This window comes from Pseudoalteromonas sp. GW168-MNA-CIBAN-0100 (assembly GCF_040309225.1).
Classification (GTDB): Bacteria; Pseudomonadota; Gammaproteobacteria; order Enterobacterales; family Alteromonadaceae; genus Pseudoalteromonas; species Pseudoalteromonas arctica.
On the sequence record NZ_JBEOOL010000008.1, the window covers coordinates 94,697 to 108,006 of the forward strand.

9 protein-coding genes are annotated in these 13,310 nt (G+C 41.6%); 2 read left to right on the forward strand and 7 right to left on the reverse strand.

Annotated features, from left to right (window positions below; all coding sequences use genetic code 11):
• Positions 1–24 precede the first annotated feature (24 nt).
• Complete coding sequence (cysI, locus tag AAEY62_RS06775; protein WP_024589523.1) at positions 25–1,722, reverse strand: assimilatory sulfite reductase (NADPH) hemoprotein subunit; 1,698 nt, start codon at positions 1,720–1,722, stop codon at positions 25–27.
• Between the two features lie 61 nt (positions 1,723–1,783).
• Positions 1,784–3,598, reverse strand: coding sequence for an assimilatory sulfite reductase (NADPH) flavoprotein subunit (locus AAEY62_RS06780; RefSeq protein WP_350634742.1), 1,815 nt, complete (start codon positions 3,596–3,598; stop codon positions 1,784–1,786).
• A 303-nt stretch (positions 3,599–3,901) separates the two neighbouring features.
• Here AAEY62_RS06780 and AAEY62_RS06785 point away from each other — a divergent pair, with 303 nt between their 5' ends.
• Positions 3,902–5,527, forward strand: coding sequence for an endonuclease (locus AAEY62_RS06785; protein WP_350634743.1), 1,626 nt, complete (start codon positions 3,902–3,904; stop codon positions 5,525–5,527).
• An 87-nt stretch (positions 5,528–5,614) separates the two neighbouring features.
• Here the strand turns inward: AAEY62_RS06785 and AAEY62_RS06790 are convergent, their stop codons facing one another.
• Positions 5,615–6,601 carry an SRPBCC family protein gene (locus tag AAEY62_RS06790; RefSeq protein WP_024589520.1) on the reverse strand — a complete coding sequence of 329 codons (987 nt, stop codon included), beginning with the start codon at positions 6,599–6,601 and terminating at the stop codon, positions 5,615–5,617.
• A gap of 418 nt (positions 6,602–7,019) precedes the next feature.
• Here AAEY62_RS06790 and AAEY62_RS06795 point away from each other — a divergent pair, with 418 nt between their 5' ends.
• Positions 7,020–8,519 (forward strand): DUF3360 family protein, encoded by a 1,500-nt coding sequence (locus tag AAEY62_RS06795; protein WP_007582201.1) that lies wholly within the window; start codon positions 7,020–7,022, stop codon positions 8,517–8,519.
• 93 nt (positions 8,520–8,612) lie between these two features.
• Here AAEY62_RS06795 and leuD read toward each other — a convergent pair whose 3' ends face one another.
• From leuD to leuA, 4 genes are read right to left on the reverse strand one after another with little or no spacing between them, the layout of a single operon-like run.
• A complete protein-coding gene (gene leuD, locus AAEY62_RS06800) occupies positions 8,613–9,212 on the reverse strand; it encodes a 3-isopropylmalate dehydratase small subunit (RefSeq protein WP_010555450.1) in 600 nt (199 codons plus the stop codon).
• Positions 9,212–10,612, reverse strand: a complete 1,401-nt coding sequence (gene leuC, locus AAEY62_RS06805; protein ID WP_024589518.1) for a 3-isopropylmalate dehydratase large subunit — start codon at positions 10,610–10,612, stop codon at positions 9,212–9,214. Before leuC ends, leuD begins: the two co-directional genes overlap by 1 nt.
• 60 nt (positions 10,613–10,672) lie before the next feature.
• Complete coding sequence (gene leuB / locus AAEY62_RS06810; protein WP_024589517.1) at positions 10,673–11,749, reverse strand: 3-isopropylmalate dehydrogenase; 1,077 nt, start codon at positions 11,747–11,749, stop codon at positions 10,673–10,675.
• Complete coding sequence (gene leuA, locus AAEY62_RS06815) at positions 11,746–13,299, reverse strand: 2-isopropylmalate synthase (RefSeq protein ID WP_008171909.1); 1,554 nt, start codon at positions 13,297–13,299, stop codon at positions 11,746–11,748. Before leuA ends, leuB begins: the two co-directional genes overlap by 4 nt.
• Positions 13,300–13,310: the final 11 nt, after the last annotated feature.

The following is a 13,310-nucleotide window of genomic DNA, read 5'->3' on the forward strand; positions in this document are numbered from 1 at the left end:
TAGCGCCAAAGCGCTGGTATTTAATTAAGCGTGAAAATCGGTTACCGATACTTTTACTTCAGCAACAATGCCTTTGCGTATAACAAAGTCACCAAAACACTCACCGTCATTGCGCTCGCTTGCCCATTGGCCAATGAGCTTATCGAATGCTTCTAGGTAAACGTCTTCGCCTACGTTCTCAAGGTACAATTTAGGAATACGTGTACCTTCTAAATTACCACCTAAGTAAACGTTGTATTTACCTGGGCCTTTACCCACTAAACCAGCTTCTGCAAGCATTGCGCGGCCACAGCCGTTCGGGCAACCTACAACGCGCATAATAATGCTGTCATCGGGTATACCGTGCTTAGCAAGTAATGCTTCAGTTTTTTCTACTAGGCTTGGTAAGTAACGCTCTGCTTCGGCCATTGCAAGTGGGCACGTTGGCAGTGAAACACACGCCATAGAATTTTTACGCTGCTGCGAATCTGTGTCATCAATCAGGCCATGGCTACGTGCAATCTCTTCAATCACGGCTTTTTGATCTGCAGGTACGCCAGCAATAATTAAGTTTTGGTTTGCCGTCATACGCATGTCACCTTGGTGAACTTCTGCGATTTTACGACAACCTGTTTTAAGCGGCTTGCCTGGATAGTCTAAAATACGACCACTTTGAATAAATAGCGTTAAGTGGTGCTTACCATCAATGCCTTCAACCCAACCAATGCGGTCGCCACGATGAGTAAACTCAAACGGACGGCTTGGTGCAAACGTAACGCCTGAGCGTTTTTCTACTTCTGCTTTAAATACATCAACACCTACACGGTCTAATGTGTATTTAGTTTTTGCATTTTTACGGTTTGAACGATTACCCCAATCGCGCTGCACAGATACAACATGCTCTGCAATTTTTAAGGTATCTTCTAGCGCGATAAAGCCAAAGTCATCAGCCTTACGCGGATACGTTGCTGTATCGCCGTGCGTCATGGCAAGGCCACCGCCCACTAATACGTTAAAACCAACTAGCTTGCCGTTATCAGCAATTGCCACAAAGTTTAAATCGTTAGCGTGCACATCAACTTCGTTGTTAGGTGGAATAGTCACCGTGGTTTTAAACTTACGCGGTAAGTAGTTAGATCCTAAAATTGGCTCTTCTGTGGTTTCTGCTTTTTCGCCATTTAACCAAATTTCGGCATACGCTTTCGTTTTTGGTAATAAGTGTTCAGAAATTTTTGCAGCCCAATCGTAAGCTTCTTGATGTAACTCAGACTCAACGGGGTTAGTAGTACAAAGTACATTACGGTTAACGTCACCTGCTGTAGCAATAGAGTCTATACCTACGCTATCAAGCATTTGGTGCATGCCTTTAATATTTGGCTTTAACACTCCATGAAACTGAAATGTTTGACGCGTAGTTAAACGAATACTGCCGTAGCTTGTTTTGTCATCTGCAAACTTGTCGATTGCTAACCACTGCTCTGGCTTAATAATACCGCCAGGCATACGTGCACGTAACATTACATTATGTAGCGGCTCTAGCTTTTGCTTAGCGCGCTCACCACGTATATCGCGGTCATCTTGCTGATACATGCCATGAAAACGAATTAGCTGAAAGTTATCGGCTGTAAAGCCACCGGTAATTTCGTCTGTTAAATCTTTTTCTATGGTGCCACGTAAAAAGTTACTTTCTCTTTTCAAACGTTCGTTATCAGAAAGTTTTACGTTTTTATCTTGTTCGCTCATTTTAAATCCTAAATTTGTTACAGTGACGGCTGCTAGCTGTTAAATAAAATAAGAAACGTGATTAATACACGTCTTTCTGATAGCGGTTTGCGCTACGCAAATCTTTTAAATATTGCTCTGCGTCTTCATTGCTCTTGCCTGTGTTTTCTTTAACAATATCAAGCAAGGCGTTGTGTACATCTTTTGCCATGCGATTTGCATCGCCACAAATATAAAAGTGAGCGCCAGCTTCTAACCATTCAAACACGTCTTTACTGTTACTGCGTAACTTATCTTGCACATATACTTTTTCTGCTTGGTCACGGCTAAATGCAACATCTACTTTGTTAAGTAAACCCGATTTTAAATAACCCTGTATTTCTACTTGGTATAAAAAGTCTTGAGTGAAATGTGGGTTACCAAAAAACAACCAGTTTTTGCCTTGCGCTTCACGCGAATCACGTTCTTGTAAAAATGCACGAAACGGCGCAATACCCGTACCAGGACCAACCATAATCACAGGTGTATCATCGTTAGTGGGTAGGCGGAAATTGTCGTTGTGTTCGCTAAATACTTTAACTTTACAACCTTCTTCTGCACGACGAGTTAAGTAACCAGTACAACCACCTAAATGCTCGCTATCAAATGCATCAAATTGCACTAGACCTAGTGTTAAATGTACTTCGTCTTCAACCTCAGCTTGGCTAGATGCAATTGAGTACAAACGAGCTTGTAGTTTACGTAGGCAGTCTACTAATGTTTGCGCATCAATTTTTGCAGGGTTTTGGCGAATTACATCAAATATTTGGCGAGGTTCAATATACGCACGCATTGCGGCTTTATCTTCTACAAGCTTTAATAATTCAGGCGTACCAGTTGCTATTGCGTATTTTTCTACAAAACCAGGGTATGACTGAGTCAGCTCTAGTTTTTCAATAAGTGCGCCGCGTACGCTTAGCTCTTCATCACCTACTTTTACAATGCTTGTTGCATCTATTTGAGTAAGTGTAAGTACTTCATCAACTAATACATCATCATTTAAAAAGTACACACCTAATGAATCACCAGGTGTGTAAGTAATGTCTGAACCTTCAAGCGAAATTTCAACGTGGCGTACATCTTTAGTTGAGTCGCGACCGGTAATTTTTTGAACTGTTAATAGCTCTGCTTCAAATGGATTTTGCTTTGTGTATTGGCTTGAAGCGGTCGTTGGTGCTCCAAATGGCATTGATACAACTTGACCACCAGCGGCTTCTTGCTGCGCTTTTAAATCAGGTTCAAATGCATCAACTGCACCGGCAATCCATGTTGCAGCTTCATCTTCGTAATCTACATCTAAATCAGCACGTTGATATATGGTTTGTGCACCGAGTTTATTTAAACGTTCTTCAAAATCTTTTGCTGTTTGGCAGAAAAACTCATAGCTAGAATCACCTAAGCCAATAACCGCTATTTTTACATCTTCTAGTTTTGGCGCTTTTTTAGTGGCTAAAAATTCGTGAAGTGTTTCTGCGTCTTCAGGTGGCTCACCTTCGCCGTAAGTAGATACAACGATAGTTAAAAACTTTTCTTTTTTCAGGGCTGTTGGTTTGTAATCTGACATGCTAACAAGCTTAACTGCTAAGCCTCGCGACTCAGCCTGCTCTTTCATTTTGGTAGCTACACCTTTTGCGTTACCTGTTTGCGAACCATATAAAATAGTTAGCGCTGCTGCATCACCCGCAGCCGGTACGCCTGCCGTAGGGGCACCTAACGCAGCCGAATTAGCATTTGCAGCTAAGTAACCACTTACCCATGCTTGTTGAATTGGATTAAGTTCAGCCACTAAACCTTGCAGCTTTTGTACTTGATCTTGCGATAGCGGGCTTGCCGCAGCATTTAGTTGACCTAACAACATGAATCGATTCCCCATAACCCTGAAAATTAAACACAACACACTTTGTGTATTGTTAAAAATGAGTTTTACCTCATCCAGAGCGTATCTGTTGAGGTTTTCTAAGTATGTAGGATAACGGGCTCTGCATAGATAAAAAAAGAATAGAATCTGCTTTGATATTCCATTTAGTTATTAATTTATAAAAATACCTTCAAAAACAGATTAAAGGGCAATTATTGCCTTTTACAGCACTTTAAATTAACAATTTTGTAACCTAACTAATGTAGGGTATATTCCTCATTCAAAATAAAAATAGGAACAACTATGTTACACGGGAAATATAAAAATAAACTACTTAGTACCGCATTGTTACTTGGCTCATTACCTGTAATGGCCAATGTAGCTAATGGCGGATTTGAACAATGGTCAGGTAATACACCTGATGCATGGACTACGATAGATAGCGGAATTGCTTTATCTCGCTCAACCAGCACAGTTAAAAGTGGCAGTAGCTCTGCTGCTGTAAATGTAACTACAGGGTCGCAAAGTAACACTGATTTACTACAACAAGTTGCTGTAGAAGCAGGTAAAACCTATAACTTTTCGGCTGATGTTTACCACACCGAAGGTAAAATTAAAGCTCGCTTGTATGTAGATGGTTATCAAGGCTATTCAAATCAAGCACAAACTAACCAATGGCAAACAGTTAGCCATAGCTATACAGCAAGTAGTGATAAAACAATTAGCGTAGGGCTTAGGTTTTATGATGTAAGTGGATTTGATGGCAGCGAAACCGTATACGTAGATAACTTTTTACCAAACGCTGATGGCAGCGCATCAACAAGCTGTACCGACAATAGCCTTACCTTAACGCTTAATACCGATAATTACGGTAGCGAAACTAGCTGGGCCGTTAATAACAATCAAGGTAGCGCTGTTGCTAACGGCAGTGGTTACGCATCAAACACTCAGTATGATGAGCAAATATGCCTAACTGATGGAACTTACACACTTGTTATTAACGACAGCTACGGCGATGGCATGTGTTGTTCAACAGGTAATGGCAGTTATGCGCTTAAGCAAGGCTCTACCACACTTGCTAGCGGTGCAAGTTTTAATAATACAGACAGCACGGCATTTACTTTAAGTAGTGGCTCTGGTGATGGCGGCGGGACCAACCCAACACCCACTGGCTACTATGGTACAGCTCAAGGGCTATCGGGCTATTCACTAAAAACTGAGCTTTATAATATTATTAAAGATCATAATGCACAGGGTTACTCGGCTATTTGGAATTTTTACGATTCATCTGCACGTGATACATACTTTGAAAACGATAACAGCATTTTAGATATGTATAGCGAAAAACCAAACGGCTCAGATAGCTACAATTATGCTGCGGTGAGCGATCAATGTGGTAACTATAGTGGAGAAGGCGGCTGTTACAACCGTGAGCATTCATTTCCTAAAAGCTGGTTTGGCGGCACTATTGAGCCAATGAACTCAGATGTGCATCATATTTACGCAACCGACGGTTATGTAAACTCAAAACGTAGTAACTTCCCATTTGGTGAAGTAGCAAGCGCTTCATTTACATCAACTAACGGAAGTAAATTAGGTTCTGCCGCAAATTCATTAAATTACTCAGGTACTGTATTTGAGCCAATTGACGAATTTAAAGGTGACTTTGCTCGCGCTTATTTTTACATGGCAACGCGCTACGAAAATGTAATAGGCACTTGGCAAACCAAAACGACCTCAAGTAATGCTGTACTTAATGGTTCAAGCAACCAAGTATTCGAGAACTGGGTTGTAGCCATGCTGCTTAACTGGCATAACAGCGATCCTGTAAGCCAAATGGAACTTGACCGTAACCAAGCAGCGTTTGAATTTCAAGGTAATCGTAACCCGTATATCGACCACCCTGAATTTGTAGAAATGATTTGGTAAAAGTTAGCAGTTAAAACAAAAGCCTTTGCAAATGCAAAGGCTTTACCTTTTAGCGTGTAATATTTTTTAAAAATATGATGGTTTAAGCTAATTATAATAAACAGTTACGATAAGTGATTTTTCAGCTCTGTTTTTCATCAACGTTAAAAGTGAATGATGAAAATCTTGAAATATCACCTCACCCCATATTCGCGAATAAACACCAAAATTTGTATTATCTTGCACGGTCGTTTTTAACGTTAAAATCGTATTGCCGCTTTTATCTTCACTTAACTCATATCCACCGTAAAGAGGTGAAAAGTATTCACCGCCTAGTTTTACGTGTTTATCGAGTGCGTCATCGGGGATAGCATCTGGGTCTATATCAAATCTATAATGCATCTGTTTATTTGGTTGCCAGTCGGTTATTACTTCTTTAAACACAACGCCTTTTTGCCAAGTACTTGTGCGAACAGCGCCTATACCGCTAGCATTCATACTTGCCTTTAATGGCTTTGGTACACCAATTAATTGAGTGAGTGAAAAAGGCACTTCCTGTGGTTTTATGTCACTCACATTAGCTAACTGCTGCCACACAACATTGATGGGCGCGTTAATAGCTATTGAATTTGTTACTTCGTATGTTTTTGATAAATGTAAAAAGTTAACTTCAATAGGTGAGAGCAATATAGGTAATAACGCGATTGATAATAAAGAACTATTCGCTTTTTTTATTTTACGTTTTCTAACAAAGCCCGCAAGTAACCCACCAATGCTGGCAAAAAACATAAAAGCAGGCAAAGCCATTGCCACACAAATGCTCCCTTCAAGCAAAGTAATTACACTTACAAATAAAAAAACAAAAATAGGCTGCCAAGCAATCGTGATCATTTGCCTTTTAGTTAATGTTTCTGTGCTTTTAAATTCAAAATGAACACGAATATAACCAATTGCAACGGGCACTAAAAACATAAATGATATAGAGACTAAGCTACCTAAATTGTAAGCATTGACTAGCTCTACAAACAGCCGCATAAATATGCCGTAAAGCGTACCAAGTAAAATACCAATTGATTTAGGGGAGTTGAGTTGCATCTCTATTCTTTATTGTTGTTATTAACAATCCGAAAGTAACAGAAGTATTATTTCACCACAAATAAAACGAAATTAACGGCTGCTACCAATAAGCTTTTCAAACAAAGCGGCTTTTACAGCCACTAAGACTAAAGGATAATAACCTGCCATTAACACTATTTCCCGCTATAAACAGTGATCAAACTCCTTGAAATAAAAACCAAGCTATTGATTTGTAATAACTTTAAATCATTTTGTGTAGTTTTATAATTTTTAACGTAAAGCTGATTGTCAGATTAACTGTATTAAAAACAACCATGCACGACCTTTTGCCTATACATCCCAGCCTAAGAGCTGATTTACCCTGCATGTTCAATATTCATTTGCTTTAACAAAAGCCGTATTTATTTGATTAAGCAACAATGTTGCAGGAGAACGCATGCAAACTACACCACCCGGTGATGCACCATCAAACACGCACAAGGATGCTCAAAGCTACGAGCAACTTCACAAGCCGAGTTCAGAGTTTAATACTCGCGACGAGTATCTCGAACATGAATTACAAATTATGCAGCCTAAGCGCTGGCGTCCTAATTTACCGTTTAGAGATTACCGATTTGAATTTGAAGACACCATTCCAGCAATGGCGGGCACTATTGGTAAAGTCGTTATGGTGGGGGCTATTGCAGCAACCTTTGCGGCGCCTCTTGGTTTAAGCGATGCATTTGTTTTAGAAAATGTACGTTACGAATTACTCATTGTTTCTATTTTTATCATCTTATTCTCAGGCTTTATTTTACCAACAGCCAACTTGGCTGGTACTCACGGCCCGCTTATTCCGTTAATTCCTATTGTTGTTGCTGCTGGCGGTCACCCTATGGCGTTTGGCTTACTCATTGGTGCCTTTGGTTTTATTTTAGCCATAACCAAGGGAGGAAGTATGCTCGCGCGCCTAACCAGTAAAGGTGTATGTGGCGGGCTGCTCATTTATTTAGGCTTTATTGGTACTATTTCGCAAGTTAAAAAGCTGTTTGCTTGGGCGGAAGCCATTGATATGGCACACATTGCATTTATTGTTATTTTAGCCACCATTTTATTGTATGCGCTATTAGAGCACTTTAAAAAACGTTGGTTAGCAGTGCCGTTAAGCTGCCTTATTGGTGGTGTGGTTGCCTTTGCCTTAGGTGCACCGTTTGAGTTTCATACTGCACCGGGTTTACCAAATATGAACCCAGCTTACTGGTGGGGTGAAAACACGGGCTGGATGCTAGGTTTACCAACACTTGAAAGCTTTGTTGTTGTACTCCCGTTTGCAGTGCTTGCCGTTGCCATGTGGTCGCCAGATTTTTTAGGTCATCAAGTATTTCAAAAAATAAGCTATCCGCAACGTACTGAAAAAGTACAAATGAATATCGACGACACCATGCTGAGCGCATCGGTTAGACAAACATTTGGCTCACTTGCCGGTGGTGCTAACTTTGCGTCCTCTTGGGGTACTTATATTGTGCCTGCCGCTATTGCTAAACGCCCTATCCCTGCTGGCGCTATTTTAACTGCATTATTTTGTATTATTGCTGGTTTATGGGGTTACCCTATGGATTTAGCAATTTGGCAGCCTGTATTGTGTGTAGCGCTTATTGTTGGGGTGTTTATCCCGCTACTTGAAGCTGGCATGGAAATGACGCGCGAAGGTAAAACGACGCAATCCGCCGCTATTGTGGTGTTTGCTTCGACCTTGGTTAATCCTGCTTTTGGTTGGTCACTTACTATGTTACTTGATAACTTAGGGCTGATTGGCTGTAAAGAGCGCAGCGCTGAGCTAACTAAAATGAGCCGCTGGGTGATTCCACTTATTATGTTTGTGTTACTTACCACTGTAATGGCAATTGTAGGCATGTTACCCGGTATACCTGCGTTAATGGCTGACTTTAGGCATTAACCTTTAGCTATTACATCTCATATTTACCCACAAAAAAGCACGGCAATTGCCGTGCTTTTTAATACGTGATTTTTAATACACACGGTTAAGCAATTACTGCCAAGAACGCTCAGTCGCTAGTTGTTTTTCAAACGCATCAATTTGTGGGTTTAGCGTTTCGGTTACACCAATAAAGTCTAAACCACTTAACAAACGTTCTTTTACCTCTTTACTAATATCAAAACTAATTGGTGCAAACTTACTGCTTGTTAGTGTTTGATTTTCAAGGTCGATTTCAATGTTAATATCGTCGTGCTGCTCGCTAAGTACAAACAGTTGCTCAAGCGTGTCGGCAGGTAACGCTATGGCTAACATTTGGTTGTTACCACAGTTATTAAAGAAAATATCTGCAAAGCTTTCAGCTAAAATAACTTCAAAGCCATATTGCTTCAGCGCCCATGGCGCGTGCTCACGAGATGAGCCACAACCAAAGTTGTCGCGCGTTAATAATATTTGCGCGCCTTGGTAGCATGGGCGGTTTAAAATAAAGTCAGGGTTTGGCTCGTCGTTATCTAGGTAACGCCAATCATAAAACAATGCCGCATCAAAGCCTTCGCGGCTAGTTGATGTTAAAAACTGCTTAGGGATAATTTGGTCAGTATCTACATTGTTTTTATCAAGTGGGGCCATTAAGCCACTAAAAAATACGCTCATTAGGCTTCTCCTCTAATATCAACAAAGTGACCATGTATTGCAGCGGCTGCCGCCATTGCGGGACTAACTAAATGGGTACGCCCACCACGACCTTGGCGACCCTCAAAGTTACGGTTAGAAGTAGATGCACAACGCTTGCCTGCTCCTAGGCGGTCATCGTTCATCGCTAAACACATAGAACAACCCGGTTCGCGCCATTCAAAGCCAGCGGCTTTAAAAATATCAGCTAAGCCTTCGTCTTCGGCTTGTTTTTTAACTAAGCCAGAGCCCGGTACAATTAACGCCTCTATGCCGGCTACAACCTGTTTGCCTTCTACAATTTTTGCAGCAGCGCGCAAGTCTTCAATGCGGCTATTTGTACATGAGCCAATAAATACCGTGTCTACTTTCGCGCTTGATAATTTATCGCCCGCTTTTAAGTCCATGTATTTAAGTGCGCTGCGAATAGCATCGGCTTTAATTAAATCTGGCTCTTTATCTGGATCGGGTATGCACTCATCAACACCAATTACTTGCTCTGGGCTTGTGCCCCAGGTAATTTGCGGTTGAATGTCGTCAGCATTTAGCTCAACAACTAAATCAAAGTGTGCGCCTTCATCTGTTTTTAATGTTTCCCAATATTCAACGGCTGCATCAAAATCTGCGCCTTTTGGTGCAAACGGACGACCTTTTAAGTAATCATAAGTAATTTGGTCAGATGCAATTAAACCCGCTTTTGCACCCATTTCTATGCTCATATTACATAGCGTCATACGGGCTTCCATTGAAAGCGCTTCAATGCCTGCACCACAAAACTCTGCTACATAACCTGTGCCACCAGCGGTACCTAACTTGCCAATTACCGCCATAATTAAATCTTTAGCCGTAACCGTTGGACGCAATACACCGTTAATTTGAATTTTTAACGATTTCGCCTTTTTTTGCTGTAGCGTTTGCGTTGCTAATACGTGCTCAACCTCAGACGTACCAATACCATGCGCTAATGCGCCAAACGCACCATGTGTAGAAGTATGGCTATCGCCACATACAATGGTTGTGCCTGGCAAAGTAATGCCTTGCTCTGGGCCCATTACATGGACAATGCCTTGGTTAATTGAGTTTAAATCGTAAAGTACAATACCAAACTCTTTACAGTTTTTATCAAGCGCCATTAATTGGTTTTTAGATACTTCGCTTGCGGCATCAAGTGATCGGCTTTTAGTCGATACGTTATGATCCATCGTTGCAAAGGTTTTTTCTGGGCAACGTACAGTACGGTTTTTTTCACGTAGACCTGCAAAAGCCTGCGGAGAAGTCACCTCGTGCACTAAATGGCGGTCAATATAAAGTAAGTCGGTTTGCTCGTTTATGCTGGCAACGGTGTGTGCTTGCCAAATTTTTTCGTATAACGTTTGGGCCACTTGCTAATTCCCTAATCTGTTTGAGTTGCAGCATAACGGTGCTGCAACTTTACTATGTTATTAAATGCGTGAAACGATGGCTGCTGCTACATCGCTTGTGCTGTAACCTGCATTTGGATATATATCTGGAGTGCCAACGCCTGCTTCTACGGCTTCTGCTACTGCTTTTTCAATCGTGCGAGCCGCTTCGTCTTGCCCTAGCGAGTAACGTAACATTAATGCGGCACTTAAAATTTGTGCTATTGGATTTGCAACGCCTTTACCTGCAATGTCTGGCGCTGAGCCGCCTGCTGGCTCGTACAATCCAAAACCCGATTGATTCAAGCTTGCCGATGGTAATAAGCCCATTGAGCCTGTGATCATAGCGCACTCATCTGACAAAATATCACCAAATAAGTTATCGCAAAGTAGTACGTCAAACTGGCTAGGCTGTTTAACTAACTGCATAGCCGCGTTATCTACGTAAATGTAATCTAAGCTTACTTCTGGGTAGTCTTTACTAACTTCAGTTACTACTTCGCGCCATAATACGCTTGATGCTAATACATTGGCTTTATCAACAGAGGTAACGTGGTTACTACGTAGTTTTGCCGCTTCAAAAGCAAAGCGTGCAATACGTTCGATTTCTTTTCGTGAGTATGTTTGCGTATCAAATGCAAACTCTTCTGCGCCTTCACCACTGCGACCTTTTTCACCAAAATAAATGCCGCCAGTTAGTTCGCGCACGCACAAAATATCAAAACCTTTTTCACTAATATCAGCGCGAAGTGGCGACGCTGCACTTAATGCAGGTAATAACTGTGCAGGGCGTAAATTACAAAACAAACCAAAGTGCTTACGAAGCGGCAATAACGATGCGCGCTCAGGCTGCTCGTTTGGTGGTAAGTTTTCCCATTTAGGACCGCCTACCGAACCAAATAAAATAGCGTCTGAGTTTTCACATGCAGTAAGCGTGCTCTCTGGTAATGCTTCACCAAATTCATCAATGGCTGCGCCACCAATAGCATGATGCTGACGGTTTAGGGTAAAACCAAACTTATTGCTCACAGCATCAAGTACTTGCTCTGCTGCTGCCATTACTTCTGGACCAATACCGTCGCCAGCTAATACTGCAACGCTGTAGTTTGTTTTACTCATCCTGCTTTCCTTTGTTGTTTTAAATCAGACACTTTTTGTGCACGATAAATTAAGTTATAAACACGGATCATGGCGCGTACCGACGCTTCAACCACATCCGCTGCAATGCCCGCACCGTGGTAAGGTCGGCCATCGTATTTAGCTATAATATTTACTTGGCCTAATGAGCTTGCACCTTGGCCTGTTGCTTCTAAGTTATATTCAATCATTTCAACGCTCATACCGGTTAAACGCTCAATAGCTGCAAACGAGGCTTCAACTGGACCATTACCTGTCGCCGCTTCTTGTTTAGCTTCGCCATCAATACGCATTCCAATGGTAGAGCTTGCTACTGATTGTGAGTTAGAGGCTGAGTTAACAAATTCTAATTGGTATTTTTCGTCTTTGTCGTTAATTTGATTAAAGTAAATCATCGCCTCAAGGTCGTAATCGTATACGGTGCCTTTTTGGTCAGCCAACTCAATAAAGCTTTTGTATAAGCCATCCATATCGTAATCAGATTTTTGATAGCCTAACTCTTCTAGGCGATGCTCAATAACATGACGACCCGAACGCGAAGTCATATTTAATTGGTTACTTGGCACACCAACGCTTTCTGGCGACATAATCTCATACGTATTTTGCGCTTTTAATACACCGTCTTGGTGAATGCCAGAACTATGCGCAAAGGCGTTTTCGCCAACAATCGCTTTATTTGGTTGTACTGGCATATTACAAATTTTAGCCACTTGACGAGATGCGCGGTAAATTTCTTCACTTTTAATATCGGTGTATACTTTTAAGTGGTCGTGGCGCATTTTCATGATCATCGCCACTTCTTCAAGCGAGCAGTTACCAGCACGCTCACCAATGCCATTAATAGTACACTCAATTTGGCGCGCACCGGCTTGCACTGCGGCTACCGAGTTTGCTACTGCTAAACCTAAATCATTGTGGCAATGCACGCTTAAGCGCGCTTTATCAATATTTGGCACGTTATTCATTAAATGGCGGATCATCGCGGCGTATTCGTCTGGCGTTACAAAACCAACGGTGTCTGGCAAGTTAATAGTTGAAGCTCCGGCATTAATTGCCTGCTCAACAATTTTACATAAATCCCAGTGCGGCGTACGACCGGCATCTTCACACGAAAACTCAACATCATCAGTATAGTTACGTGCCAATTTAATTGATTTAACAGCCATGGCCGTTGCATCGTCTAGGCTCATACGTAATTTATGTTCAAGGTGCAAAGGGCTTGTAGCAATAAAAGTATGAATACGGCTTTGCTGAGCTGTGCGAAGAGCTTCGCCACAGGCTTCAATGTCTTTAGCAACTGAGCGTGCTAAACCACAAATAATAGGACCTTTTACTTCGGTTGCAATACGTTGCACCGAGCGAAAATCAGCAGGGCTCGAAACCGGAAAGCCTACTTCCATCACATCCACATTCAAGCGGCTAATTGTATGTGCTAATTGAATTTTATCATCTTCAGTAAGGCTTGCTTTAAGTGCCTGTTCGCCATCACGTAAGGTGGTATCAAAAATCCATACTTTATCTTGCTCTTGCATAACTGCCCCTC